Origin of the sequence: Cupriavidus sp. WGlv3 (assembly GCF_023952475.1) — a bacterium.
Lineage (GTDB): Bacteria > Pseudomonadota > Gammaproteobacteria > Burkholderiales > Burkholderiaceae > Cupriavidus > Cupriavidus phytorum.
On sequence record NZ_JALHRX010000006.1, the window covers coordinates 78,097 to 104,344 of the forward strand.

Genomic DNA, 26,248 nt, shown 5'->3' on the forward strand with positions numbered 1-26,248 from the left:
GTGCGCGTTGGCCGCGCCACGGCTGCCGCAAGAGTGTGCGCCACGGCGCGCCGATCGGGCAATAACCGATTCCGCCAGCGCGGCTGACGGTTTTTGCCATCCCTGCCATGCGGATCAACGGACGCCGAAGCGCGCTTGACGCGGCGCCCCCGGCCCCACACGATACGGGCATCACCTTCGGGAGACAGCGCATGTGCACCAACTATGCCCCGGTCCAGCGCCGCATCCTGCGGGAGATCTTCGGCGTGGAGCCACCCGCGGGCGTGTACAAGGCCGAGACCTACCCCGACTATGCGGCGCCGATCGTGCGCGCCGATGACGGCGGTGCACGCAGCGCCGACCTGGCCTCGTTCGGCATGGTGCCGCGCGCGCGCATTCCACCTGGCGCACGGCGTTACGACACCACCAATGCCCGCAGTGAAACCGTGGGCGAGCGGCCCGCCTTTGCGCGCTACTGGCGCCAGGGCCAGCTCTGCCTGATACCGGCCACGGCGTTCTACGAGTTTGCGTACCCCGAAAATGTGGCGGACGGTGCGGCGCCGGGCAAGCCGGTGCGCTGGCGCGTGTGGCTGCCCGGCCAGCCGGCCTTCGGCATTGCCGGGCTGTGGCGCGGCTGGCCGGACCAGGCGCTGTCCTTCACCATGCTGACCGTGAATTCGGCGCAGCACCCGCTGCTGCAGCGCTTCCACAAGCCGGGCGACGAAAAGCGCGCCGTGGTCATCGTGCCGCGCGCACACTGGGACGACTGGCTGGCGTGCCGGGACCCCGAGATCGCGCGCACCTTCCTGAAGCTGTTGCCGGCCGATGCCTTGCACGCCGAGCCGGCGCCCAAAGTGCAGGGAGCGCCCATTCCCGACGCGGATTAGCGCGACCGGCGCGGCGGCGGCTGGGCTCGATCCGCCCCACCCTTGCCATGGCGATTTTCCCGACTACACTCGTTGCTGGGCGCCGACGAGCGTCTGGTTGCTGATCGGGCCCCCGACCACCCCGGCCGGGGGCTCGATTCTTTGCGCCGGCCCAGCTCAGAAGCGATAGGTGACCGTGCCCACCACCGTGCGGCGCGCGCCGAAGTAGCAGTCGCCGCGCGCGAGGCAGGTGGTCAGGAACTGCTTGTCGAACAGGTTGTTGGCGTTCAGCGCGACCCGCAGCGGGCCGCGGTCATAGGCGATCATGGCGTCGTACAGCGTCACGCCCCCCACCCGGTTCTGATCGGTGCCGTCATAGCTGGGCCCGACGTAGCGCAAGCCGCCGCCTGCCACGAAGCCCGGCATCCCGAACAGCTTGAAGCGATAGTTGGCCCACAACGATGCCATGTTCGACGGCGTGCTCGCGAGCTTCTTGCCGACCTCGGCCGGGGTGCCGTCGATCACGCGCGCATCCAGGTAGGTGTAGGTCGCGATCAGGTCGAGCCGGTTCGTCAGCGAAGCCAGTGCCTCCACTTCGATGCCGCGCGTGCGCGCTTCGCCCACCTGCACCGAATCCGGAATGCCGTTGACCACGCCGGCGGTCTTGCGGTTCTTCTCGCGCATGTCGAATGCGGCGATGGTCAGCGTGGCGTTCTTGCCTGGCGGCTGGTACTTGATGCCCGCCTCCCACTGCGAGCCGCGCAGCGGCTTGAAGGCCTGGTTGGCCTTGTTGAACCCGGCCAGCCCCTGGAACGACTCCGAGTAGCTGACGTACGGGTTCAGGCCGATGTCCGAGCGGTACATCAGGCCGGCGCGCTTGGTCAGCTCGCTGTCGTCGCGGCTGGCCGACGGCGTGTTGTCCTGCGCGGCGCGCGACCAGTCATAGCGCAGCCCCAGCATCAGCAGCCATTTGTTCCAGGCCAGCTGGTCCTGCACGTACAGGCCGGTTTGCGCCTGCGTCGCGGGATTCAGGGCGCGCGAGCCCGGTAGCGTGAAATTGCCGTAGACCGGGTTGAACACATCAAGCGGGGCAGCGGTTCCGCCCACCCCGGTGTTGCCGGTGATTTCCGAGTGCTGGTAGTCCACGCCGGTCAGCAGCGTGTGCTGGACCGGGCCGGTGCGGAAGTTGGTCTGCGCCTGCGTGTCAACGGCAAACGAATTCAGCGTCGGCTGGTTGACGTAGACCGTGCGGCGCAGCAGCGAATTGCTGCCCGGCACCCAGCCATGGCCGGCACCGTTGAAGCCGGCGGCATAAATGCTGCGGTAGTCGACCGAGCTGTGCGAGTAGCGCAGGTTCTGCCGCACCGTCACGGTGTCGTTGACCTTGTGCTGGAATTCGTAGCCGACCGACTGCTGCTCCGCGGTGTAGCGGTCAAAGCCTGGTTCGCTGATGAACAGATGGTCTGGAATCTGCCCGCCCGGGTTCGGGGTCAGCGTGCCGCGCCACGGGAAGAAACCGACCGAAGTCCCGCTCACGTCGCGCTGGAAGTTGGCCAGCAGCGTCAGCGAGGTGTCCTGGGTCGGCCGCCAGGTCAGCGACGGCGCGATCAGGTAGCGGTTGTCCTGCACGTAATCCACCTGCGTGTCGCTGTCGCGCGCCAGCGCCACCAGTCGGTACAGCCACTTGCCGTCCGCATCGAGCGGGCCGGTCACGTCCGCCTGCACCTGCTTGCGGTTGTAGTTGCCGAACTGTACCCCGATCTCGCGCGCCGCTTCCGCTTGCGGACGCTTGCTGACCAGGTTGAGGATGCCGCCGACCGCGCCCTGCCCGAACAGCATCGACGACGGCCCGCGCAGCACATCGATGCGCTCGAGTGCGTAAACATCGGGACGCACGTTGTTGTAGAAGCCGACCTGGTTCAGCAAGCCATCGCGATACTGCGTGAAGTCCGTGCCTCGGAACTTGCCCCAATCACCACGCGCGTCATTGCCGTACGGTCCGGCGTAGACACCGGCGCTATAGCCGATGGCCTGCTGCACGGTCTGCGCGCCCTGCGCCTCCATGCGGTCGCGCGTGATGACGGTGATCGACTGGGGCGTCTCCATCACCGGCGTGTCGGTCTTGGTGGCGGTGGCGCTGCGTTTCGCCACAAAGCCATGGACCGGGCCAGTGGCGGTTTCATCGTCGTTGCTGGCGCGCACCGTGACGGCCGGCAATTCCGCCGCGGCTGCGGCCGCCGGCGCGGCAGGCACAGGGCTCTCGCCGGCCTGCGCAAACACGCCGCCTGCCTGCAGGCTCAGCACGAAGGTGGTAAGGGAAAGACGGCAGGGGGTGACAAGCGCGGAGCGGGCAAAGCACGGCTTTGCCCGACGGTTCGGGTGCAGAGGCATCACTCAGGGGTCAAAGTGTGGCGGAGCCGCCGAAGCGGCATCACAATTGGAAAATTCTGATTACGAATAGGAATGATTCGTTATTACGGCAGAATTGTAACCTGAATGTGTCAGAGGCGAGACATATGGTGCGGACTTTTCGTGGGTCTTCGGTGCTGGCGTGACCGATTTTCCGCTTTGTGCGATGTCGCCCACGATTTTTTCGCTGTAGCATAAAAATATTGCCTACCTTATTTTCTGCTGCTACAGTAAATCCGAATGGAAATCGAGTTTGACTTGGCAAAGGACGCCATCAACCAACGTCATCACGGGTTGTCCCTGGCCGCTGCAGGGTTGATGGATTTCAATAACGCCCTCCTGAAAATCGATGACCGCAAGCCGTACGGCGAAACCCGTTACATCGCTTATGGACCGATTGGTGCGCGCCTGTATTGCCTGGTATTCACAATGCGTGGCGACGTACTCAGGGCAATCAGCCTGCGTAAAGCCAATTCAAGAGAGCTGCGAGACTATGAACAGGAAACCTGACCTCATCCGCCCCACCCCGGCAGAGGACGCCGCCATCGCGCGCGGCATTGAGCAAGACCCCGATGCGGCGTCAGTGCCGACAGAGCAGTTCAGGAAGATGCGCCCGGCACGGGAGCTGCTCGGCGACGATAAGACCGATGCACTGGCGAAACGTCGCGGAAGGCCGGCCAAACCGGTCGGCGAGCGCAAGGTCAATCAGACGCTACGCATCGATCCCGACGTGCTGGCGGCCTACAAGGCAACCGGCAGCGGCTGGCAAACGCTGATGAATGAGGCGCTGCGCGACTATGCGGCAGCGCGCCGGATGCTGCCCCGGCGCTAGGCCGGACCATCCCTTCATTCGCCCTGCAAACGGCCAAGGAACCGCCTGCCTGCCTCGATCACCGCGCTGTCCGGCTGCATCTGATAGCGCACGATCATGCCCTCGATGCACAACATCGCCTCCGCAGCCACCGCCTGTGGCTCGCGCAGTCCCAGGCGCGCGGCGATATCAGCGACGAAGGCCTGCAGGTCGGCCTTGTGGGCCGCGGCCTGCTGGTGCGCCTGCACGTCGCCGCCCGCCTCGGCCACCACGTTGATGAAGGCGCAGCCGCGGAAGTCGCGGGCGAACCAGTCGGCCAGGGTGTCGGCAATCACGTCAAGGCGAGGCCGCTCGGTGAGGCGGGCTTCCACGTCCTGGCGGAACCACGCCATCCACTCGTCATGCCGGCGCGCCAGGAACGCCGCGATCAGCGCATTCTTGGAGGCGAAATGCCGGTAGAGCGACATCTTGGCGACGCCGGATTCGGCAATGATCCGGTCGATGCCGGTGGCGCGGTAACCCTCCTGGTAGAACAGGCGGGCAGCGGTGTCGAGGATGCGGTCGCGGGCGGAAGGCGTTGCCATGTGGTGCAAGCTGAGTAGCGAGGACAGGAGAACGCCCGGGGCTGCGTGAAGCGCCGCCCCGGGCCTGTGCTTCGATACTATGACAGACAGACCTGTCTAGCAATCGCCGCGCGATCAGCCTTCCAGCCTGGCGGCGGCATCGCGCAGCGCCGTGCGCAGGCCTTCTTCCACCACCGGGTGGTAGAACGGCATCGTCAGCATCTGCGCGATGGTCAGGCCCTGCTGGTACGACCAGGCCAGCAGGTGGGCGATATTCTCCGCGCGCGGGCCGGTCCATTCGGCGCCCAGGAAGCGGCCCGTGGTCTTGTCGGCATAGACGTGCATCAGCCCCCGGTTTTTCAGCATGACGCGGCTGCGGCCCTGGTCTTCGAAGCTGACCTCACCAGTGACGAAGCTGTCCTCCCCGCGCGCTGCCAGCTCGGCGTAGCGTTGGCCGACCATCGCGATCTGCGGGTCCGTGAACACGACCGCGATCGGCGCGCGGCGCGCCAGCGGCTTCACCTGCGGATAGCTGGCGGCGTTCTCGCCGGCGGCCTTGCCCTCGTCTGCAGCCTCATGCAGCAGCGGCAGGATGTTGTTGGCATCGCCGGCGATAAAGACTGGCGCGTTGCCGCACTGGAGCGTGTGCGCGTCGAACAGCGGCACGCCGCGCGCATCCAGCGCCAGGCCGGTGTTCTCCAGGGCCAGGCCGCGCACATTGGGGGCGCGTCCGGTGGCTGCCAGCGCGTAGTCGAAGCGCTCGGTCACGCTGCGGCCTTCGCGGTCGAGGTAGGTCACCACCACCTGGTCGCCATCGCGGCCCATGTCGGTCACCTGCGCGTCGGGATCGAGATAGAACTCCTGGTTGAAGGTGCGCGCCGCATCGGCGCGGATCACCGGGTCGGTCAGCGGCCCGAGCGAGCCGCTGACGCCGAACACGCGCACCCGCACGCCCAGCCGCGACAGCGCCTGGCCCAGTTCCAGCCCGATCACGCCGGGACCGAACACCACCACGCTGCCGGGCAGGTCCTGCCACGAGAACACATCGTCATTGACGATCAGGCGGTCGCCGAACACCTTGAACGGCGCCGGCAGCACCGGCGTGGAACCGGTGGCGATGACCACGCGGCTGGCGCGCACGGTGGTGTGCCCGTCCACTTCGAGCGTGGTGGTGTCGATAAAGCGGGCATAGCCGCGAATGCGGTCGGCCGGCGCAATATTCTCCACGCCGCGCACCACGAAGCCGACAAAGCGGTCGCGCTCGCTGCGCACGCGCGCCATCACCTCGCGGCCATCGATGCGGACCTCGCCGTCGACATGCACGCCGAACGGCGCGGTGTGGCGCAGTTCATGCGCGGCCTCGGCGGCGGCGATCAGCAGCTTGGAGGGCATGCAGCCCACGCGGGCACAGGTGGTGCCGTAAGGGCCGCCTTCGATGATCACGGCGCGCTTGCCCGCCGCAATCGCGGCGCGGTAGGCGGCAAGGCCGGCGGTGCCTGCGCCGATCACGGCGACGTCGGTCTGGATGGTGGTCATGGCGGTGGTTCCTTTGTGTTCTGAAGCGTCAGGCTGGGTCAATCAGCGGGCTGGATGGCGCTGCCCGGCGCGGATCGGGCAAGGCGGCGCCATCGGGTCCGGCGACTGCCGGCCCCGTGGATCGGGGCAGGAATGGGAATCAGCTGATTGCGGCTCAGGCGGCCAGGTACTGCTGCAGCGCTTCGGCGCCGCCGATCAGCTTGCCGTTGATAAAGACCTGCGGTGCGGTCATCTCGCCCGACACGGCGCCCAGCACCTTGCCGCGCACCTTGTTGTCGAGCGGCACGTCGATGTAGTCGAAGCCGTTGTCGTCGAGCAGCTGCTTGGCCTTGGCGCAGAACGAGCAACCGACCTTGGAGAACACCACCACCTGGTCAGGCTTGCGCGCGCCGGGGGCGATGTGGGCCAGCATGGTGTCGGCATCGGACACCTTGAACGGGTCGCCCGGCTCTTCCGGCTCGATGAACATCTTCTGCACCACGCCGTCCTTGACCAGCATCGCATAGCGCCAGCTGCGCTTGCCGAAGCCCAGGTCGGCCTTGTCCACCAGCATGCCCATGCCTTCGGTGAATTCACCGTTGCCGTCCGGGATCATCGTGATGTTTGCGGATTCCTGGTCCTTGGCCCACTCGTTCATCACGAAGGTGTCGTTCACCGACACGCACAGGATGTCATCGACACCATGCCTGGCGAAGACCGGGGCCAGTTCGTTGTAGCGCGGCAGATGGGTCGACGAACAGGTCGGGGTAAAGGCGCCCGGCAGCGAGAACACCACCACGGTCTTGCCGTCGAACAGCTCGGCGGTGGTGACGGTCTTCCACTCATTGTCTTCACGCACACGGAAAGCGACATTGGGAACGCGTTGGCCTTCGCGGGATTGCAGCATCAGTTCACTCCTGGTTCGGGATTCGGGTTGATTCGGCTGCGGGTTGCAGCGAAGGCCCTATTCTGTAGACCGGGAAGTGATTTGTACAATTCATCATCTCAAAGGCGATGATTACCGAAAACTATGAACGGGACATAGGCACTGCCTATCGGTCCGGCAGCTGTCCCACCCGCGCGGACGAAAAAGCATTTTTTTCGAGAAAACCCCGGGGAGTGCCCTATCATGCGGCATCTGCTCCGACTCCCTTCTTCGCAATGACCCGACCTTGCCGCCTGCCGTACCGCCATCGGTGGGCACCCCTGCTCGCGCTGTCGCTCGCGCTGGCCCTTCCCACGTACGCCCAGACGCTGAAAAAGCCGGCGCTGGAAGCACTGGCCGGCAATAGCCCGGCTGCGGCCAAGGCGGGCCAGGCCGACCTCCCGGCCTTCATGGCGGCGGCGGCCAAGGCCGAGCCGATGGTCGCGCCCGCGGTGGCGGCGTGGCAGTCGAAGGCGCCGCTGTCGGGCGACAACCTGGTCAATGTCGCCCGGCTGCTCGGGGTCTACAACCGGCTGCGCAACGAGGCCGCGGCCATCGACGTGCTCGGCAGGATGGTGGCGCTGCGCACCGTGCGCGAGGAAAAGATCGCGCAGCACGAGAATCCCGCCATCATCGAGTTCGGCAAGATGATCGAGGGCATGGCGCGCGAGTTCGGGCTGGCCTATCGCAATGTCGACAACCGCGTGTTCGAGGTGACCCTGCCCGGCGGCGGCAAGGACACCTTTGGCATCCTGACCCACGCCGACGTGGTGCCGGCGGTGGCCGAGGAATGGGTGCTGGACGACGGCACCAAACTTGACCCGTTCCGGATGACGCGCATCGGCGACCTGCTCTACGGGCGCGGCACCATCGACGACAAAGGCTCGATCGCCGCGGTGCTGTACGCGATGAAGACCGTCAAGGAAAGCGGCGTGCCGCTCGAGCGCAGCATCCGGCTGATGATCGAGACCACCGAGGAAACCGGGGGCGACGGCATGAAGTACTACCGCCAGCACACCACGCTGCCCGAATACAACGTCGTGCTCGACAGCAAGTATCCGGCCGTGGTGGCCGAGAAAGGCGCGGGCACGCTGACCGTCTCGTTCGGCATCAAGGCGGCCGACGACAAGCGCGTGCCCAGCCAGGCCGACAGCAAGGGCCCGGCGATTGTCGCGATGCGCGGCGCGGCCTCGGCCAACGCCATTCCCGAAACCGCGACCGCACGCATCGCCGGCGGCGATCCCGCCGCGGTGGCCACCGCGCTGGAACAGGCGCGCGCCGAGTTCGTGCGCCGCTACACGCCGCGCGGCAAGTTCTCGATCGACGTCAAGCGCGCCGGCAACGATGTCGAGGTCAAGGTCACCGGCGCCTCGGCACACGGCTCGCGGCCCGAAGAAGGCGTGAACCCGCTGCCGCGGCTGGCGCTGTTCCTGCAGGCCAGCGGCGTGCGCTTCGCCGAAAACCACTACCTGAACGCGGTCCGCTACCTGAACGACCTGTATGGCCTGGACTACCTGGGCAACCGCATGGACGTGGCCTACCGCGATCCGTTCATGGGCCCGCTGACCATGTCGCCCACGCTGGTGCGCGAGCGCGGCGAATACGTCGATGTGGTCACCAACGTGCGCATGCCGCGCGGACGCACGCCGGACGAGCTGGGCGGCAAGATCACCAAGCGCATCTTCGGCTGGGCCGCCACCCATGGGCCGGTCGAGATCAAGTACGACCAGGGCAACTGGATGGCGCGCGATCCGAAGGGCGCCTGGCTGTCGACGCTGCTGAACATCTTCGGCGATACCACCGGTCTGGAAGCCAAGCCGGTCGCCACCGCCGGCAGCACCACTGCCAAGCTGATGCCCAACGCCATCAACTTCGGGCCGGCCATGCCGGGCAAGAAGTACACCGCACACAACGCGCGCGAGTACAAGGAAGTGGCCGACCTCAATCTCGATATGCAGATGTTCACCGAGATGCTGGTGCGGATCGGCAACCTGGACAAGATGCAGTAAGCCGGCCACTTGTTTTTGCCCTGCTCCCGCGCGCGGGAGCAGGACAAACCCATTACAACCCCAGCTCGCTCAAGCCCGGATGCCCGTCCGGGCGCCGGCCCAGCGGCCAGTGGAACTTGCGCTCAGCCGCCTGGATCGGCGCATCGTTGATGCAGGCAAAGCGCTTGCGCATCAGCCCCGCCTCATCGAATTCCCAGTTCTCGTTGCCGTATGACCGGTACCAGTTGCCGGAATCGTCGTGCCATTCATAGGCAAAGCGCACGGCGATGCGGTTCTGCTCGTGCACCCATAGTTCCTTGATCAGGCGGTAATCCAGTTCCTTCTGCCATTTGCGCTGCAGGAACGCGACGATATCGGCACGGCCGTTGACGAACTCGGCGCGGTTGCGCCACGCGCTGTCGACGGTATAGGCCAGCGCCACGCGTTCCGGGTCGCGGCTGTTCCAGCCATCCTCGGCGGCGCGGACCTTGGCGATGGCGGTTTCGTGGGTAAAGGGAGGCAGCGGCGGACGGGTTTCAACGGGTGAGGACATGGAAGCTCCATTTAGGGACAGCATTGAACCGAGAAGAACTACGCAGTGATACAGGTCTGTCTCATTATTTGTAGACAGATCTGTCTTGTCAAGGCAGGATGGCGAGAGAATTTGAAAGCAAGACGCGGAGTGCGCCGCGCACCGGCTCGCCCTAAAGTTGGCACCATGCAAGCACAGGATGGGAGATTCGCAGTGGGCACCCGCCAGATTCAGCAGCAGGAAGTGGCAGTTGCAGGGCCGCGCCGCCCGGTTCCGCAGGCACGTGGCGCGGCTGTGGGTCGTCGGCATGAGGTGAGCGTGGCGACCCGGGTCGACGGCATCGACTGGGCCGCGGTCGCGCGCGAGCTCGATGACTTCGGCTGCGCCGCCATCCCCGGCCTCTTGTCCGCCGACGAATGCGATGCGCTGGCGGCCGGGTATGGCAACGACGCGCTGTACCGCTCGCGCATCGAAATGCGCCGGCACGGCTTCGGCCAGGGCGAATACAAATACTTCCGCTATCCCCTGCCCGGCCTGGTCGCCGCACTGCGCTCGGCGCTCTACCCGCACCTGGTGCCAGTAGCCAACCGCTGGCATGCCGCGATGGGCATCGACGTCCGTTATCCCGCAGCGCACCCGGACTTCATCGCGCGCTGCCACCACGCCGGGCAGTCGCGGCCGACGCCCTTGCTGCTGCGTTACGGCCCGGGCGACTACAACTGCCTGCACCAGGACCTGTACGGCGAGCACGTGTTCCCGCTGCAGGTCGCGGTGCTGCTCTCCGAGCCCGGCCGCGACTTTACCGGCGGCGAGTTCGTGCTGACCGAGCAGCGCCCGCGCATGCAGTCGCGGGCCGAGGTGGTGGCGCTGCGCCAGGGCGATGCCGTGGTGTTCGCGGTCAGCCAGCGGCCGGTGCAGGGCAGTCGCGGCAGCTATCGCGTCAATCTGCGGCATGGCGTCAGCCGGTTGCATGCCGGACAGCGCTACACGCTCGGCATCATCTTCCACGACGCTACGTGAGGCATCCATGAACCGATCCATCCGTTCCGCACAAGCAGCCGAAGCCACCCTGGTCGAACAGGATCCGCGCTGGGCGCGCGTGCTGGCGCGCGACCCCGGCGCCGACCGCGACTTCGTCTATGCGGTCCGTACCACCGGCGTGTATTGCCTGCCGAGCAGCCCGTCGCGCCTGCCGCATCCGGCCAATGTCGAGTTCTTCGACAACGCCGCCGCGGCTGAAGCCGCCGGCTACCGCCCCAGCCGACGTGCGGCGACGCCCGCGCTGGCGGCACGGCACGCGGCCATGGTGGCCGAGGCCTGCCGCCGCATCGAGGCCGCCGACGCCGTGCCCACGCTGCCGGAGCTGGCCAGCGCCGCGGGCATCAGCCCCTACCACTTCCACCGCCTGTTCAAGAGCGCCACCGGCCTGACCCCGCGCGCGTACGCCACCGCGCATCGGGCCCGGAAACTGCGCCAGCAACTGGAAACCAGCGACTCCGTGACCGAGGCCATCTACGATGCCGGGTTCGGCTCCAACAGCCGCTTCTACGAGGCCTCAGACGCCGTGCTCGGCATGACCCCGACGCGCTACCGCGCCGGCGGCGCCGACATCGATATCCGCTTTGCCATCGGCCAATGCTCGCTGGGCGCGATCCTGGTGGCGCAGAGCGAGCGCGGCGTGTGCGCGATCCTGCTGGGCGACGATCCGCAAGCGCTGCTGCAAGACTTGCAGGACCGCTTCCCGCGCGCCAACCTGATCGGCGGCGACGCGCAGTTCGAGCAGCTGGTGGCGCAGGTGGTGGGCCTGATCGAAGCGCCTTCGATCGGCCTGGCACTGCCGCTGGACGTGCGCGGCACCGCGTTCCAGCAGCGCGTGTGGCAAGCGCTGCGGGAGATCCCCGCGGGCAGCACCGCCAGCTACGCCGAGATCGCGGCCCGCATTGGCGCGCCGCGCGCGGTGCGCGCAGTGGCGCAGGCCTGCGCGGCCAACCACCTGGCGGTGGCGATTCCCTGCCATCGCGTGGTGCGCAGCGACGGCGATCTGTCGGGCTATCGCTGGGGCGTGGCGCGCAAGCGCGAATTGCTGGAGCGCGAGGCGCAGGGCTGAACCCGCGCGCCGCTCAGCGCAAAGCGGGCGCCTGGATCTTTGCCAGGTAATCGTGGATCTGCGCCACCACCGCCGCGCCTTCGCCGACCGCTGCGGCAACGCGCTTGGTCGAGCCCGCGCGCACGTCGCCGATCGCAAACACCCCCGGCACGCTGGTCTGCAGCGGATATGGCACCGCCGCCGCGCAGCCCAGCGCGCCGCCGCCGGTGCGCACGAAGCCCTTGTCATCGACCTCGACATGGCAGGTGCGCAACCACGCCGCATTGGGATCGGCGCCGATAAACAGGAACAGGTGGCGCACTGCCATGGTGACCGGCGCGGGATGCTCGGCGCGGCAATCGTAGTGCACCGCGCTGAGCCAGCCGTCGCCATCGAGCGCGCTGATCTGGGCGTGGGTATGCAGCGTGACGTTCGGCAGCGCGGCGATGCGGTCGATCAGGTAGCGCGACATGGTGGCCGCCAGCCCGGGGCCGCGCACCAGCATATGCACGTGCGCCGCATGCGAGGCCAGGAACACCGCCGCCTGCCCGGCCGAGTTGCCGCCGCCCACCAGCATCGCCGGCTCGTTCTTGCACAGTTTGGCTTCCACCGGCGAGGCCCAGTAGTAGACCCCGCGGCCTTCGAAATGCTCGAGCGCGGCAATGCCGGGGCGGCGGTACTGCGCGCCGGTGGCGATCACCACGGTATGGGTCGGCACCATGCGGCCGTCGGCCAGCTCCAGCCGGATCGGGTCGGCGCCGCAATGCAGCGCCTTCACCTCCAGCGGAATCGCGATATGCGCGCCGAACTTGAGCGCCTGCACGAACGCCCGTCCGGCCAGCGCCTGTCCGGAGATGCCGGTCGGGAAGCCCAGGTAGTTCTCGATGCGCGCGCTCGCGCCGGCCTGGCCGCCCGGCGAGCGGCAATCGATCACCGCCACCGACAGGCCTTCGGAAGCGGCATAGACTGCCGTCGCCAACCCTGCCGGCCCGGCGCCGACCACCACCACGTCATAGACGTGGTCCGGATCGAACTCGGGCAGCAGGCCGAGGCACGACGCCAGCTGCCCCTCGTCCGGGGCACGCAGCACGCGGCCGTCGGCGCAGATCACCAGCGGAAAGTCGCTCGCGGGCGCGTTGGCGTAGTCGAGCAATAAGGAGCAGTCACGGTCCGCGTCGATATCGATGACGGTATGCGGGTAGCCGTTGCGCCGCAGGAAGGCCTGCAGCGCCAGCAGTTGCGGCTCGGTGCCGTGCCCCACCAGCACCGGCCCGCTGCCGAACTCGATCAGTCCGACGCGGCGCAGGATCAGCGCGCGCATGATGCGCTCGCCCAGTTCGGCCTCGGCCACCAGCAGCGCCCGCAGGCGGTCCGGCATGATCACGTAACCATGGGTCTCGGTGACCGCGACGCCGTCGACCAGGGCGGGCCGGCCGGCCAGGGTGCCGACCTCGGCCAGGAAGTGCCCGGGCCCCTGCTCGGTGATCTGGTGTTCGCGCCCCAGGCCGTCGCGCCGCATCACGCGCACGCGGCCGCTGGTGACCAGGTACATGCCGCGCCCGGACTGGCCGATGGCAAACAGCTTCTCGCCCGCGCGCCAGCTCTGCGGCGTGCCGAAGCGGCGCACGCGCGCCATCTCGTCGGCGCTCAGTTGCGGGAACATCTGGTGCCAGCGTGATTCCAGCGTGGAGTACGGTGCCTCCAGCCCGCCACCGGCCTCTGCGCCCGGCTCCGCCTCGGCCGCCACTGCCTCCGCCTGCAAGTTCGCCATGCTGCCCCCCTTGATGACATCGATACCTGCCGGATCGGCCGTATCCCGGCTGCCGCGGCGCGGCTTATCGATAGTAGACGGCGCGACGGGGAATGCGAGGCCGTGGGCGCCGACAGTTGCGCATTGCGCCGGCTTGGGATTGAATGGTCGCCTTGGCGCTCCGGCAAGCCTGTGCCAGCGTCGCCACTGTCAGAACCCTGAAGACTTGATGCCATCCACCCCTGAATCCGATCCGACCCCGTCCAACGACCGTCCCGCGCGCCCGGCATTGCGCCCGCTCACGCCCGTCGAGGGCCGCGTGCTTGGCGTGCTGGTCGAAAAGCAGCACACCGTGCCCGATACCTACCCGCTGTCGCTCAACGCGCTGGCTTCCGGCTGCAACCAGAAGACCGCGCGCGCGCCGGTGATGAATGTCAGCGAGGCCGAGATCCTGGAGGCGATCGACGGCCTCAAGGGCCTGAGCCTGGTGTTCGAAGGCAGCAGCAGCCGCGTGCCGCGCTTCGAGCACAACATGCAGCGCGCGCTCGGCGTGCCGAGCCAGTCGGTCGCGCTGCTGGCGATGTTGCTGCTGCGCGGCCCGCAGACGGCCGCGGAACTGCGCCTGAATTCCGCGCGCCTGCACAGCTTTGCCGACATCTCCTCGGTCGAGGCCTTCCTCGACGAGTTGGCCAGCCAGACGCCGCCGCGCGTGGTTCGGTTGCCGCGCGCCGCCGGTGCGCGCGAAAACCGCTGGATGCATCTGCTGAGCGGCGAAGCCAGCGCCGCCGCGGCCGCCGAAGACAGCGGGCGTGCCGCCGGCGGCGACGCCGCACCGTCGGCGGAGCTGGAACAGTTGCGCGCCGAGCAGCAGGCCCTGACTGAAAAAGTGGCAAGGCTGCAGGGCCTGGTCGAACACATGGCCGCGCAGCTCGGGATCTCCGCCGACGAGTTTCTCGGCTGATCCCCAGCCCACCACCCCGCCCGGAAGCGCTGCCCCGCCCCTTGCTGGCTCACTTCAATGGGCGGGGTAAATTCATGGCGGTTAATTGCAGTTTTAAGCAAAAAAACACGTCCGCCGCGGTGGCAGACCGAACTGTCGGATGGCCCGTACGTCGCCTATCCTTTTGCACAGGACGCCGACAAGCCAGGGGAGACCGCCGCAGCCATGGACAAGACAGCCTTTGTATTCGCCGGCGGCGGAAGCCTGGGTGCGATCCAGGTGGGGATGCTGCGTGAACTGGCGGCCTGGGGCGTATCGCCGGACATCGTGATCGGCGCGTCGGCCGGGGCCATCAACGGCGCCTACTTTGCCTGCAACCCTGGCGTGGACGGCGCGCAGCGACTCGACGCGCTGTGGCGCGCGATCCGGCGCACGGACATCCTGCCGTGGAGCTGGCGCAGTGTCTGGAACATGTTCGGCGGCGGCCGCGGCCACCTGGTGGAGGCAACGGGTTTGCGCAGCCTGCTGGCGCGGCATTTCGGGCCGCGCAACCTCGAGGCCGCCGAACTGCCGCTGCACGTAGTGGCGACCGACATGCACAGCGGCGATGAAGTGGTGCTGTCCAGCGGCAGCATCGTCGACGCGGTGCTGGCCAGCGCCGCCATTCCCGGCGTGTTCCCGCCGGTGCAGTTGGCGGGCCGTACCCTGATCGACGGCGGCGTGGCCAACAATACGCCGGTGTCGACCGCGATCGGCCTCGGTGCCACCCGCGTGATCGTGCTGCCGGCGGGCTTTACCTGCGCCGAGCGCCGCCCGCCGCGCGGCGCGCTGGAGCATGCGTTCAACGCGCTCTCGCTGCTGGTGGCGCGCCAGCTGGTGCACGACCTGCAGCACTTCGCCAGCCAGGCGCAGATCAGCGTGGTGCCGCCGCTGTGCCCGCTCGATATCTCGCCCTACGACTACTCCCGCTGCGGCGAACTGATCGACCGCGCCGCGGCCACCACGGCCGAGTGGCTGCGCGGCAAGGGCCTCGACACTCCGCGCATCCCCGGCGCCCTCGCCCCGCATTCGCATGACGAGACGGCACCGAGCTGCAGTGCCGACATCCCGGCAGCAGCGCCGCACTGAAGCGCCTGCGCACCGCCGGAATGCAGCGTACGGGCCTGCATTCTCAGGCCGGATCGAAGCGTCGCGGTACCGCAGAGATGGCAGGCCGCCCCCGCGCCGTTGCTACAATTTGGCCCATGCCCAGCCAAGCCGAACGCAGCGCCAGTACCCGCCAGTCCCTGATCGACGCCGCCGCGAGCCTGCTTATCGAGCAAGGCTACGCGGCCTTTTCCGAGGCGCGCGTGTGCGAGCTGGCAGGCACCAGCCGCGGCTCGCTGCGCCACCACTTTCCGGAAGGGCGCTACGACCTGCTGCCGGCCATGTTGAAGTCGCTGCTGGAGCGCGAAGCCGACCGCCTGGCAGCGCTCGGGCCGCTGGGCCCGTCACTACGCATGCACCTGATGCTGCATGTGCTGGCAAACCGGCCGCAACGGCATGCCTCGCTGGCGATCCTGGAGGTGTGGATGGCAACGCGCGGCGACATCCGTCTTGCCCGCGCCGTGCACGAACCGCTGGCGGCGGTGCCGCAGCGGCTGTTCGGCCAGCCGCCGGACGCACCGCCCCAGCCGGAATGGCTGGCGCTGCGTTGCTTCCTGCATGGCGCCACCCTGCACAGCTTTGCGCCGGACTATGACGCGCAGCAGCTGTCCGACGCCGTGCGCTGGCTGATCGCGCAGCTGCCGCGGCCCGACGGCCTGGACGCGATGCTGGCCCGCATGCTGGCTATGCCGCGCTAGCCCGGCCACTGACCTGCGCGATGACCTGCACTCAGGGCAGCCGCGCCAGCAGCCGGTCGTGCAGCGCGGGTGGCAACGCCAGCCGACCCTTGCGGCCCGGCGCGGCCGGATCGAACACCACGGCGTGCCCGTCCCAGCCGAGCCGCACCGGCCCGGTACTGGTGAAGGTGCGATGGGCCAGCACCCGGTCTCGTTCGGCGCCGTAGATCCGCAGCAAGATCCGCTCGCCGCCCAGGTAGCAGTATTCGGCGGCGTAGCGGGCCGCGGCATCGACCGCCGGCACCCGGCGGCAGTTGTGCGCGCCCGCGCGCTCGGTAACGCCGTGGCCGTAGACGATGGCGGTCCAGATCGCGCCGACCGCCAGCACCCGGCCAGCGCTGACCAGCAGCATGCGCCGGGCACGCGCCGGGCGCCCCTGCCGCGATGCCATGACATAAGCCACCGCGCGGAACGCGGCCAGTCCCAGCAACAGCAGCGCCACCGCGGCCAGGTGGAAATAGACCGCCGAATCCGGCATCGACGCCATGATATGGGCCATCCCTGCCCTCCTCCCCGTAAATGCATGAAACCGCTGCCAGAAAGGCCTGGCAGCATCCGGCATTCAACCAGTCCCGAATAAAATTAATCGGCAGGATCTATTCCTGATAATCAATAATTCACGCCTTATTTCCATTCAAGGCACCAGAATAATCAAGCGCCGGGATCGCGCCAATTCGGTGTATTCCCGCTGTGCTATTTTTGGGGGGCGTTATCGGAATGATTTGCGCAAGGCAGGCTGGCCAGCAGCCCGAGCAGCCGTGCCGCCGTTGGCGCCACGATCGCTGCCAGCGCCGCGGCCGTGGCCGCATCGCCATCGCGGGCGGCATGCTCGAGCCGCTGCGCCATCAGCCGCAGCGCATGGCAGCCGACATAGTGGGCGGAGGCCTTGAGCCGGTGCGCGACGCCCCGCACCGCCTCAAGGTCCTGCCCGGCCCGGCGCAGTTGCGCCAGGTCATCGCGGGTCGAGCTCACCAGCGCCTGCAGCAGTTCCCCGGCGAATGCCGGATTGCCGAAGGTCTGGGCGGCAATGGCCCCGGCGATGCCGGCGGCCTCGCGCGCGGACAGCGCCACGTAGTGCTGGCCGGCCAGCATGGCGAGCAACGCCGCTTCGGTGACCGGCGGCACCACCACGGCGCAAACCGCGCCGCGCGCACGCCTTGCGTGTATCCGCGAGGAAGGCACGCCGGCAGCGGCACTCGCCATCACCAGGTCGACATCGGCGGCGATGTCCGCCACCGGAGCGTCCACGTCGATCTGCACCACAAAGCCGAGGTCACGCAGGATCCGCGCGGCATCCGCCAGCCAGCCCGGGTCGCCGGCGGGTGCCAGCAACAAGGCCCTGGGGCGGGACTGCGCTTCGGCCGCGTCCACGCTATCCCACCGCAATATGGTGGCGCCGCGCAAAATCGATGACATCGACAATCGATTTCGCGCCCAGTTTTTCCATCACCCGGGTCTTGTGCGTGCTCACGGTCTTGTTGGATATAAACAGGACCTGCCCGATTTCCTTGTTCGACATGCCCTTGGCCAGCATCTGCATGACCACCAGCTCCTTGTCGGACAGCGAGGCCAGGCGCTCGGCTTCATCAGCCAGCCCGGACTTGCCGTGGTCGATCTCCGGCATCACCGTATAGCCCGCCAGCACCGACTCCGTGCACCGCACGATTTCGGCCAGTTCCTGCGTCTTGCTGACAAAGCCGTGGGCGCCGGCATGGCGCGCGCGCGGGGCGAAAGCGTTCTGGTCCTGGCCCGAGATCACCAGGATGCGCACCGTGGGATGGCTGGCCTTGAGCCGCGGAATCACGTCGAGCCCGTTGATCTTGGGAATATCCAGATCCAGGATGACCACGTCGGGCAGGTATTGCCGCACGATCTCGATGGCTGCCTGGCCATTGTCCGCCTCGAGCACGTGGGTGACGCCCAGCACCTGGGAAAAGTGCGTCTTGAGTACGGCACGCACGGGCGGGTGGTCATCGACGATCAGGATTGTGGTCAAACTGTACTCCGTTGCAAACATCGCGTTTTGCGCGCGACCGGGCACATCATTGTGCTAAGCCTTTGCGCCTTACGAAACCAGAAATTTCCGAGGCACGGGTGGTTTCTTCCGAAAGGCCGTGCTTGCCATAGCGGGGGTGCCGTTCATGTGATGCACCGCAAACGTGCCGGCATTGCAGCGCCGCTGTCATGCTTGCCATCGCGCCGCAAGCGGGCCCAGATTGTGTTCTATATGTGGCGCGGCCGACGGCAAAGTGCCCGCGATTTCGAAATTTCCGTATCAATTTCAGATTCGTCCTAATGAGATGGCGGGCCCGGGCCCCTAGAGTGAAAACACTTCACTGACCTCGCCAACCCGTTTGCCGTTCCGTCCGCCCTCTCCTGCCGCGCCACCCGCCACCACGCACCCGCTTCGTGCTGCTGTCGATTCCACCCAACCCGCCCGGCCACCGACACGTACGGGCCGGAGCGCGCGTGCGCGGCGACTCGCCTGCGCCATGGCCGTGGCCATCGGCCTGTCGCAGGGCATGGTGACCGCGGCACTGGCAGCAACCTTGCCAGCATCCGCCCAGGTGCCTGCGCCGGATTCGCATGCGCAACTGCTGGGCTGGTCCACCGCCGTGCTCTGCGTGCTTACACCATGCCTGCTGGCGTGGATCATCGCGCTGTACCGCGAAGTGCGCCGGCGCCGGGCCGCCGAGATCGCGCTGAAAGACTGCGTCGCAATCCAGACCGCGCTGCTTGACGGCATTCCGCAGCCGGTCTATCTGCGCGATGCCCGTCTGCAGCTCGTCGCCTGCAACCGCAGCTATGAGGAATTGCTGGGCGCCAGCCGCGGCACCCTGGTGGGGCAGCCGCTGGACGCCCTGCAGGCGTCACACCCCCTTGCCGTCGACATGGCGGAACTGGCCCACGACTACCGCCAGGTCATCGAAGACGGCGCGCCGCTGTGCGCGGACCGATGCCTGCGCTTGGGCGACCGCACCCTGCATGTGCTGAACTGGCTGACGCCGCTGCGCGGCGCCGACGGCACCGTCAAGGGCCTGGCCGGCGGCTGCGTCGACCTGACCGAGCGCCACCAGATGCTGGCCGAGCTGGCCCAGGCCAAGACCGAGGCCGAAGCCGCCAACCGCGCCAAGTCTGCGTTCCTGGCGTCGGTCAGCCATGAGATCCGCACGCCGATGAATGCCATCACCGGCATGCTCGAGCTGACGCTGGCGCAAAGCCAGTTGCCCGACGGGCAGCGGCTGCAGCTGGTCACCGCGCACAAGTCGGCACTGGGGCTGCTGGCGCTGATCGATGACATCCTCGACCTGTCCAAGCTGGAGGCGGGCAAGTTCAGCATCCATCCGGCGCCCGCGTCTTTGTCAGCGCTGGTCGACGATACCCTGCTGATCTTCGGACCCGTGGCCGCGCAAAAAAACCTGCCCCTGACCAGCGGCGTCAGCGCCGCGCTGGCGCCCCTGCATCAGGTCGACGCGCTGCGCTTCCGGCAGATCCTGGCCAACCTGGTGTCCAATGCGGTGCGCTTTACCGACAGCGGGACGGTCCACGTCCGCCTGGACGCGCAGGCGCCCTGCGACGGCGTCCAGCACGTGCTGCTGACCGTTTCCGACACCGGCATCGGCATTCCCCTCGAGGTCCAGGCCCGGCTGTTCCAGCCGTTCGAGCAGGTGCACGGCTGCGCGCGCACCCACCCCGGCGGCACCGGGCTGGGGCTGGCGATCTGTCGGCGCCTGGCCACTGCCATGGGCGGTCGCATCACGCTGACCAGCCAGCCGGGCCGGGGCACGCGCGTGGCGGTGTCGCTGCCGCTGGCCATCGCCAGCGCGCCACAGCCGGCCGAACCAGCCGAGCCGGCGCGGCCGTTGCCCATGGCCGGTTGCCCGCGGCGCAACGCCAGCATCCTGGTGATCGACGACCACGCCCCCAACCGCCTGCTGCTGCAGCGCCAGCTGGAACACCTGGGCCACCGCGTGAGCACGGCATGCGATGGCCGCGAAGCCCTGGCCGCGCTGGACCGCGCCAGCTTCGACGTGATCGTGTGCGACTGCGCCATGCCGGTGATGGACGGTCTCGCCTTCACGCGCGCGGTGCGGGCCCGCGGCGACGCCCACTGCCGCGTGCCCATCGTCGGCTGCACCGCCAGTGCCGTGGCCACCGATCATGCCGCAGCGCTGGCGTCGGGCATGAACGCCGTGGTGGTCAAGCCGGTGGGCCTGCAGGCCCTGGATGCCGCCGTGTCGCAGGCGTGCGGCGGCCGGCCTGCGCCGCCGCCCAAGACGCCGGAGCCGGACCCAGCCGGCCCCGTCCAGGGGCAAGATCTGGCGCTGTCCGCCGACACGGCAAGCGGCGCCAGTTCCCGCGGCGCGGCCGCGCCCGGCGCGCGGGCATCGTGGTGTGCGGTCTGCCGCGCGATGAACGTGCAGTGCGACCGCATCGATCTGCCCGAGGACTGACCGGTCCGCTTCAGGGCTCCATCGGCACCGCGCTGGTGCACTTGATCTCGTCCAGGCACACGCTCGACTTCACGCCGCTGACGCCCGGAATGCGCATCAGCGTATCCAGCAAGAAGTCCGACAGCGATTTCAGGTCGCGCGCGACCACCTTCAGCACGTAGTCGATATCGCCCGTCACCGAGAAGCACTCCTGGATCTGCGCCAGTTCGGCCACCAGCCGCTTGAAGTTGGACAGGTCGCGGATATGCCCCCGCTCCATCGTCACGTGGATAAAGGCGACCACGCCGAAGCCCAGCGCCGCGGCGTCCAGCCGCGCCTCATAGCGCTTGACCAGCCCGGCTTCTTCCAGCCGGCGGTGGCGCCGCAAGGTCTGCGCCGGCGACAGCGCGATGGCCTCGGCCAGTTCCAGGTTGGATGCCCGCCCGTTCTCCTGCAGCACCCCGAGCAAGCGGCGATCGGTGCGGTCCAGCTCGATTGATTGCACTTCGGTTTCCTCATCTCAAGAAATCAAGCAATCAAATTTCATAATCTAGGGTTTCCCTGCCTGTTTTACGAAATCCAATTTTGCCGCCCCGAATATACACTGCATCCCAAGCAAGCGCACCGCAAACCCATGCCGTCACGGGTCTGGTGCCGAGCCGGCTGGCCCCGGCGCGACTGCGCAAGCAAGTGCTGAAGCCACAATATTATTTCCCGCCCCTACGTTCTTACCGAGAAAGCCATGGCCGACCTGTTTGACAATCCGATGCAGCTGATGGGCTTCGAATTCGTGGAATTCGCCTCGCCTACCCCCAACCTGCTTGAGCCGCTGTTCGAGCAGATGGGCTTCACGCTGGTGGCAAAGCACCGTTCCAAGGACGTGGTGCTGTACCGCCAGGGCGAAGTGAACTTCATCGTCAACCGCGAGCCGCACAGCCACGCCGCCTACTTTGCCGCCGAGCACGGCCCGAGCGCCTGCGGCATGGCTTTCCGCGTCAAGGATTCGCACAAGGCCTACGCCCGCGCGCTGGCACTGGGCGCGCAGCCGGTCGAGATCCCGACCGGCCCGATGGAGCTGCGCCTGCCGGCGATCAAGGGCATCGGCGGCGCGCCGCTGTACCTGATCGACCGCTTCGAGGAAGGCAAGTCGATCTATGACATCGACTTCGAGTTCATCGAGGGCGTCGACCGCCACCCGGTCGGCCACGGCCTCAAGGTGATCGACCACCTGACCCACAACGTCTACCGTGGCCGCATGGCGTATTGGGCCAATTTCTACGAAAAGCTGTTCAACTTCCGCGAAATCCGCTACTTCGACATCCAGGGCGAATACACCGGCCTGGCCTCCAAGGCCATGACCGCGCCGGATGGTAAAATCCGCATTCCGCTGAACGAGGAATCGTCCAAGGGCGCCGGGCAGATCGAAGAGTTCCTGATGGCCTTCAACGGCGAAGGCATCCAGCACATCGCCTTCCTGACCGACAACCTGATCGAAGTCATCGACCGCCTGCAACTGGCCGGCGTGCCGCTGATGACCGCACCGAACGACTACTACTACGAGGCGCTCGACACCCGCCTGCCCGGCCACGGCCAGCCCGTCGAGCAACTGAAGTCGCGCGGCATCCTGCTGGACGGCACCACCGAAGGCGGCAAGCCCCGTCTGCTGCTGCAGATCTTCTCCAAGACCGCGCTCGGCCCGGTGTTCTTCGAGTTCATCCAGCGCCAGGGCGACGAAGGCTTCGGCGAAGGCAATTTCAAGGCACTGTTCGAGTCGCTGGAACGCGACCAGATCGAACGCGGCACGCTCAAGGTCGAGGCCTGACCGGCATCGACTGCCCCTGACCGGTCGCGGCCGCCTTCGTCGGCGCGCCGGTCAGGCAACGCGCACGCCCCGCGCGGCAGACACCCTGCCGCGCGCGCGGCGACGACCCCCAGGCCCAAGCGTCCGACTCAGACAACAGCCAGAGACGCGGGCCCGCATTCCATGAGAATGGGTAGAGGAAACACTGCATGCATTCCAGCAACAATGACGGCTCGCTCAAGCGCGGGCTGAAGAACCGGCACATCCAGCTGATCGCCCTGGGTGGCGCCATCGGCACCGGACTTTTCCTGGGCATCGCCCAGACCATCAAGATGGCGGGGCCTTCGGTCCTGCTGGGCTATGCCATCGCCGGCATCGTGGCCTTCTTCATCATGCGCCAGCTCGGCGAGATGGTGGTGGACGAGCCCGTCGCCGGTTCGTTCAGCTACTTTGCCGACAAGTACTGCGGCCACTTCGCCGGCTTCCTGTCGGGGTGGAACTACTGGGTGCTGTACATCCTGGTGAGCATGGCGGAACTCTCCGCGGTCGGCATCTACGTGCAGTACTGGTGGCCGGAGATTCCCACCTGGGTCTCGGCGCTGGCGTTCTTCGTCATCATCAACGCGATCAACCTGGCGAGCGTGAAGTCCTTCGGCGAGATGGAATTCTGGTTCTCGATCATCAAGGTCGCGGCGATCATCGGCATGATCGGCTTCGGCGGCTACCTGCTGATGTCCGGCAATGCCGGCCCGCAGGCGAGCGTGGCCAACCTGTGGCAGCACGGCGGCTTCTTCCCCAACGGCATGGGCGGCCTGGTGATGGCGATGGCGGTGATCATGTTCTCGTTCGGCGGCCTGGAGCTGGTGGGTATCACCGCGGCCGAGGCGGACGCGCCCGAGAAGACCATCCCCAAGGCCACCAACCAGGTGATCTACCGCATCCTGATCTTCTACGTGGGCGCGCTGGCGGTGCTGCTGTCGCTGTACCCGTGGGAGAACGTGGTCACCGGCGGCAGCCCGTTCGTGCTGATCTTCCACGCGCTCAACAGCAACTGGGTGGCCAACGTGCTCAACGTGGTGGTGCTGACCGCGGCGCTATCGGTCTACAACAGCGGCGTGTACTGCAACAGCCGCATGCTGTACGGCCTGGCCAAGCAGGGCAACGCGCCCAAGGCGCTGCTCAAGGTCAACCAGCGCGGCATCCCGCTGACGGCACTGGCGTTCTCGGCGGTGGCCACCGCGGCCTGCGTGGTGATCAACTACTTCATGCCGGGCAAGGCCTTCGAGCTGCTGATGGGGCTGGTGGTGTCGGCGCTGATCATCAACTGGGCCATGATCAGCCTGATCCACCTGAAGTTCCGCGCCGACAAGCGCAAGGCGGGCCAGGCCACGGCGTTCCAGAGCTGGGGTTATCCGCTGACCAACTACCTGTGCCTGGTGTTCCTGGCCGGCATCCTGGTGGTGATGTACCTGACCGAAGGCCTGCGCCTCTCGGTGTACCTGATCCCGGTGTGGCTGCTGGTGCTCGGCGTGAGCTACCTGGTGCGCCAGAAGAAGGCCGGCGCCGCGCTGCAAGCCGGCGTGGCCGCGCAGCAGCTGCGCTGACCGGCCCCCAGCCAGGCTGGCGCCTGCAGGCTGCGGGCGCCGCCGGTTAAAATCCCATGCTGCGCGGCGCCTTGCGCCGCGGCAGCCGCCCCCGACCCAACTCCATCGCATCCCATGTTCGCACACATCGAGGCCTTTCCCGGCGATCCGATCCTCTCGCTCAACGAGGACTTCCAGCGCGATCCGCGCACCGACAAGGTCAACCTCAGCATCGGCATCTACTTTGACGACGACGGCCGCCTGCCGGTGATGCAGGCCGTGGCGCAGGCCGAGGCCGCGCTGCTGGCCGACATGGGGCCGCGCCCCTACCTGCCGATGTCGGGCCTGGCGGCCTACCGCAACGCCGTGCAGGCGCTGGTGTTCGGCGAGGATTCGCCGGCGCGCGCAGCCGGCCGCATCGCCACGCTGCAGACGCTGGGCGGCTCGGGCGCGCTGCGCGTGGGTGCCGATTTCCTCAAGCGCTACTATCCGCAAGCGCAGGTGTGGATCAGCGACCCCAGCTGGGAAAACCACCGCGTGGTGTTCGAGCGCGCCGGCTTCACCGTCAATACCTACCCGTACTATGACGATGCCACCGGCGGCCTGAAGTTCGACGCCATGATCGATGCACTGCGTGCGATCCCGGCCGGCAGCATCGTGCTGCTGCATGCCTGCTGCCACAACCCGACCGGTGTCGACCTGAACCAGGACCAGTGGCGCCAGCTGATCGCGCTGCTCAAGGCCAACCAGCTGCTGCCGTTCGTCGACATGGCCTACCAGGGCTTCGGCGCCGGCCTGGAAGACGACGCCTTCGCCATCCGCGAACTGGTGGCGCAGGAGGTGCCCTGCCTGGTGGCCAACTCGTTCTCGAAGAACTTCTCGCTGTACGGCGAGCGCTGCGGTGGCCTGAGCGTGTTCTGCAACACCGCGGCCGAAGCATCCAACGTGCTGGGCCAGCTGACCGGCGCGGTGCGCGCCAACTACAGCAACCCGCCCACGCACGGCGCGCGCGTGGTGTCCAAGGTGCTGACCACGCCCGAACTGCGCCAGTTGTGGGAACAGGAACTGGCCGAGATGTGCGGCCGCATCGCGCGCATGCGCGAGGCCATCCACCACAATCTGCGCGACCATGTCAGCGGCGAGGCGCTGTCGCGCTACCTGACCCAGCGCGGCATGTTCACCTACACCGGCCTGAGCGCCGACCAGGCCGAGCGCCTGCGCGAGCAGCATGGCGTGTACCTGCTGCGCTCGGGCCGCATGTGCGTGGCCGGGCTGAACGAGCGCAATGTCGGCATCGTGGCCAAGGCCATCGGCAGCGTGCTGAAGGGCTGAGCCCGGTCCCACACGGCCTCATGGCGGCGCCTTCGGGCGCCGTTTTTGTTTTCGGGGCCAGGTATCATCGGACATGGCCGCACCCATCGCCACACGTACGGCCCAGCGTAATTTCTACACGCACCGCGTGGCGTTTTTGACGCTTGCTCCGGGGCGTAGCCGTACCGCCCGCGGCGCCATGGCGGGGGCGCTGCCCGGCACTGAACTTGCAGCCTTCCGGTATTCCCGGCGCCTTCTGACGACATGCCGGGACGCCGACAGAAGGCTCGCCCATGTCCGAAGACAACGTTCCGGCCCATTGCAGCACCACCGCCCCGCCAGGCGCGGCCACCCGCGCTGTCACGCTCCATGTCAACGGCAAGCCCTGCACGCTGCAGCTGGAACCGCGCTGCACGCTGCTCGACGCGCTGCGTGAAATCCTCCACCTGACCGGCGCCAAGAAAGGCTGCGACCGCGGCCAGTGCGGCGCGTGCACGGTGCTGGTCGACGGCCGCCGCATCAACGCCTGCCTGACGCTTGCGGTGATGCAGGAAGGCCGCCGCATCACCACCATCGAAGGGCTGGCCAGCGGCGATACGCTGCACCCGATGCAGCAGGCCTTCGTCACCCACGACGCGCTGCAGTGCGGCTTCTGCACCCCCGGCCAGATCTGCTCGGCGGTGGGCATGCTGGCCGAGGCGCAGGCCGGCCATGCCAGCGCGGTGCGGCCGCTGAGCCCGGCTCCCCTGCCGCTCGGTGACGACGAGATCCGCGAGCGCATGAGCGGCAACCTGTGCCGCTGCGGCGCTTACCCCAATATCGTCGCCGCGGTCCGCGCCGTTTGCGGCAAGGGCGACGGCAGCTAGGGCCGGT

Annotated in this window: 24 protein-coding genes; 14 read left to right on the forward strand and 10 right to left on the reverse strand. The window is 67.6% G+C overall.

The features are described from left to right. The first annotated feature begins 191 nt into the window (after window positions 1-191). Complete coding sequence (locus MKD38_RS12770; protein WP_252677309.1) at window positions 192-866, forward strand: SOS response-associated peptidase; 675 nt, start codon at window positions 192-194, stop codon at window positions 864-866. A 156-nt stretch (window positions 867-1,022) separates the two neighbouring features. Here the strand turns inward: MKD38_RS12770 and MKD38_RS12775 are convergent, their stop codons facing one another. Then, window positions 1,023-3,236 (reverse strand): TonB-dependent siderophore receptor, encoded by a 2,214-nt coding sequence (locus MKD38_RS12775; protein WP_252677310.1) that lies wholly within the window; start codon window positions 3,234-3,236, stop codon window positions 1,023-1,025. A 258-nt stretch (window positions 3,237-3,494) separates the two neighbouring features. On the opposite strand from MKD38_RS12775, the gene MKD38_RS12780 reads away from it, so the two are divergent. Next, window positions 3,495-3,764, forward strand: coding sequence for a BrnT family toxin (locus MKD38_RS12780; RefSeq protein WP_252677311.1), 270 nt, complete (start codon window positions 3,495-3,497; stop codon window positions 3,762-3,764). Next, window positions 3,748-4,086, forward strand: a complete 339-nt coding sequence (locus MKD38_RS12785) for a BrnA antitoxin family protein (RefSeq protein WP_252677312.1) — start codon at window positions 3,748-3,750, stop codon at window positions 4,084-4,086. The genes MKD38_RS12780 and MKD38_RS12785 overlap by 17 nt, the downstream gene beginning before the upstream one ends. A 14-nt stretch (window positions 4,087-4,100) precedes the next feature. Here MKD38_RS12785 and MKD38_RS12790 read toward each other — a convergent pair whose 3' ends face one another. The 3 genes from MKD38_RS12790 to MKD38_RS12800 form a co-directional block, all read right to left on the reverse strand. Next, window positions 4,101-4,649 carry a TetR/AcrR family transcriptional regulator gene (locus tag MKD38_RS12790; RefSeq protein ID WP_252677315.1) on the reverse strand — a complete coding sequence of 183 codons (549 nt, stop codon included), beginning with the start codon at window positions 4,647-4,649 and terminating at the stop codon, window positions 4,101-4,103. A 114-nt stretch (window positions 4,650-4,763) separates the two neighbouring features. Next, entirely contained in the window at window positions 4,764-6,164 is a 1,401-nt protein-coding gene (locus MKD38_RS12795) for a dihydrolipoyl dehydrogenase (protein WP_252677317.1), read from the reverse strand. Window positions 6,165-6,318: 154 nt separating this feature from the next. After that, a complete protein-coding gene (locus MKD38_RS12800; RefSeq protein WP_252677319.1) occupies window positions 6,319-7,050 on the reverse strand; it encodes a glutathione peroxidase in 732 nt (243 codons plus the stop codon). A 254-nt stretch (window positions 7,051-7,304) separates the two neighbouring features. Here MKD38_RS12800 and MKD38_RS12805 point away from each other — a divergent pair, with 254 nt between their 5' ends. Further along, window positions 7,305-9,077 (forward strand): dipeptidase, encoded by a 1,773-nt coding sequence (locus MKD38_RS12805; RefSeq protein WP_252677322.1) that lies wholly within the window; start codon window positions 7,305-7,307, stop codon window positions 9,075-9,077. Between the two features lie 52 nt (window positions 9,078-9,129). On the opposite strand, the gene MKD38_RS12810 is transcribed toward MKD38_RS12805, so the two are convergent. Then, window positions 9,130-9,609 (reverse strand): nuclear transport factor 2 family protein, encoded by a 480-nt coding sequence (locus tag MKD38_RS12810; RefSeq protein WP_252677324.1) that lies wholly within the window; start codon window positions 9,607-9,609, stop codon window positions 9,130-9,132. Between the two features lie 192 nt (window positions 9,610-9,801). Here MKD38_RS12810 and MKD38_RS12815 point away from each other — a divergent pair, with 192 nt between their 5' ends. Together MKD38_RS12815 and ada are read left to right on the forward strand one after the other, a co-directional pair. Next, a complete protein-coding gene (locus MKD38_RS12815) occupies window positions 9,802-10,608 on the forward strand; it encodes a 2OG-Fe(II) oxygenase (protein WP_252677326.1) in 807 nt (268 codons plus the stop codon). A 7-nt stretch (window positions 10,609-10,615) separates the two neighbouring features. Continuing rightward, the gene (gene ada, locus MKD38_RS12820) at window positions 10,616-11,695 is read left to right on the forward strand and encodes a bifunctional DNA-binding transcriptional regulator/O6-methylguanine-DNA methyltransferase Ada (RefSeq protein ID WP_252677328.1); all 1,080 of its coding nucleotides are present in this window, start codon (window positions 10,616-10,618) and stop codon (window positions 11,693-11,695) included. Between the two features lie 13 nt (window positions 11,696-11,708). Here ada and MKD38_RS12825 read toward each other — a convergent pair whose 3' ends face one another. Then, window positions 11,709-13,445, reverse strand: a complete 1,737-nt coding sequence (locus MKD38_RS12825; RefSeq protein ID WP_252677330.1) for an FAD-dependent oxidoreductase — start codon at window positions 13,443-13,445, stop codon at window positions 11,709-11,711. Between the two features lie 208 nt (window positions 13,446-13,653). Here MKD38_RS12825 and MKD38_RS12830 point away from each other — a divergent pair, with 208 nt between their 5' ends. The 3 genes from MKD38_RS12830 (at window position 13,654) to MKD38_RS12840 (ending at window position 16,208) form a co-directional block, all read left to right on the forward strand. After that, entirely contained in the window at window positions 13,654-14,385 is a 732-nt protein-coding gene (locus tag MKD38_RS12830; RefSeq protein WP_252677332.1) for a YceH family protein, read from the forward strand. Window positions 14,386-14,589: 204 nt separating this feature from the next. Next, a complete protein-coding gene (locus MKD38_RS12835) occupies window positions 14,590-15,492 on the forward strand; it encodes a patatin-like phospholipase family protein (RefSeq protein WP_252677334.1) in 903 nt (300 codons plus the stop codon). Window positions 15,493-15,608: 116 nt separating this feature from the next. Continuing rightward, a complete protein-coding gene (locus tag MKD38_RS12840) occupies window positions 15,609-16,208 on the forward strand; it encodes a TetR/AcrR family transcriptional regulator (protein ID WP_252677336.1) in 600 nt (199 codons plus the stop codon). A 31-nt stretch (window positions 16,209-16,239) separates the two neighbouring features. Here the strand turns inward: MKD38_RS12840 and MKD38_RS12845 are convergent, their stop codons facing one another. From MKD38_RS12845 to MKD38_RS12855, 3 genes are all read right to left on the reverse strand, one after another. Further along, a complete protein-coding gene (locus MKD38_RS12845; protein WP_252677338.1) occupies window positions 16,240-16,746 on the reverse strand; it encodes a hypothetical protein in 507 nt (168 codons plus the stop codon). Window positions 16,747-16,940: 194 nt separating this feature from the next. Next, window positions 16,941-17,618: an Hpt domain-containing protein gene (locus MKD38_RS12850; RefSeq protein ID WP_252677340.1), complete on the reverse strand. Its 678-nt coding sequence runs from the start codon at window positions 17,616-17,618 to the stop codon at window positions 16,941-16,943. A gap of 1 nt (window position 17,619) precedes the next feature. Continuing rightward, window positions 17,620-18,243 carry a response regulator transcription factor gene (locus tag MKD38_RS12855; RefSeq protein ID WP_252677342.1) on the reverse strand — a complete coding sequence of 208 codons (624 nt, stop codon included), beginning with the start codon at window positions 18,241-18,243 and terminating at the stop codon, window positions 17,620-17,622. Between the two features lie 496 nt (window positions 18,244-18,739). On the opposite strand from MKD38_RS12855, the gene MKD38_RS12860 reads away from it, so the two are divergent. Continuing rightward, on the forward strand, window positions 18,740-20,701 hold the full coding sequence (locus MKD38_RS12860) for a PAS domain-containing hybrid sensor histidine kinase/response regulator (RefSeq protein ID WP_252677345.1): 1,962 nt from the start codon (window positions 18,740-18,742) through the stop codon (window positions 20,699-20,701). Between the two features lie 10 nt (window positions 20,702-20,711). Here the strand turns inward: MKD38_RS12860 and MKD38_RS12865 are convergent, their stop codons facing one another. Beyond that, entirely contained in the window at window positions 20,712-21,185 is a 474-nt protein-coding gene (locus MKD38_RS12865; protein ID WP_025581629.1) for an Lrp/AsnC family transcriptional regulator, read from the reverse strand. Between the two features lie 237 nt (window positions 21,186-21,422). On the opposite strand from MKD38_RS12865, the gene hppD reads away from it, so the two are divergent. The 4 genes from hppD (at window position 21,423) to MKD38_RS12885 (ending at window position 26,241) form a co-directional block, all read left to right on the forward strand. After that, window positions 21,423-22,502: a 4-hydroxyphenylpyruvate dioxygenase gene (gene hppD, locus MKD38_RS12870; protein WP_252677347.1), complete on the forward strand. Its 1,080-nt coding sequence runs from the start codon at window positions 21,423-21,425 to the stop codon at window positions 22,500-22,502. A gap of 188 nt (window positions 22,503-22,690) precedes the next feature. After that, window positions 22,691-24,085, forward strand: coding sequence for an amino acid permease (locus MKD38_RS12875; RefSeq protein WP_252677349.1), 1,395 nt, complete (start codon window positions 22,691-22,693; stop codon window positions 24,083-24,085). 114 nt (window positions 24,086-24,199) lie between these two features. Further along, window positions 24,200-25,396, forward strand: coding sequence for an amino acid aminotransferase (locus tag MKD38_RS12880; RefSeq protein WP_252677351.1), 1,197 nt, complete (start codon window positions 24,200-24,202; stop codon window positions 25,394-25,396). 272 nt (window positions 25,397-25,668) lie between these two features. Next, window positions 25,669-26,241 (forward strand): 2Fe-2S iron-sulfur cluster-binding protein, encoded by a 573-nt coding sequence (locus MKD38_RS12885; protein ID WP_252677353.1) that lies wholly within the window; start codon window positions 25,669-25,671, stop codon window positions 26,239-26,241. The last annotated feature ends 7 nt before the right edge of the window (window positions 26,242-26,248 follow it).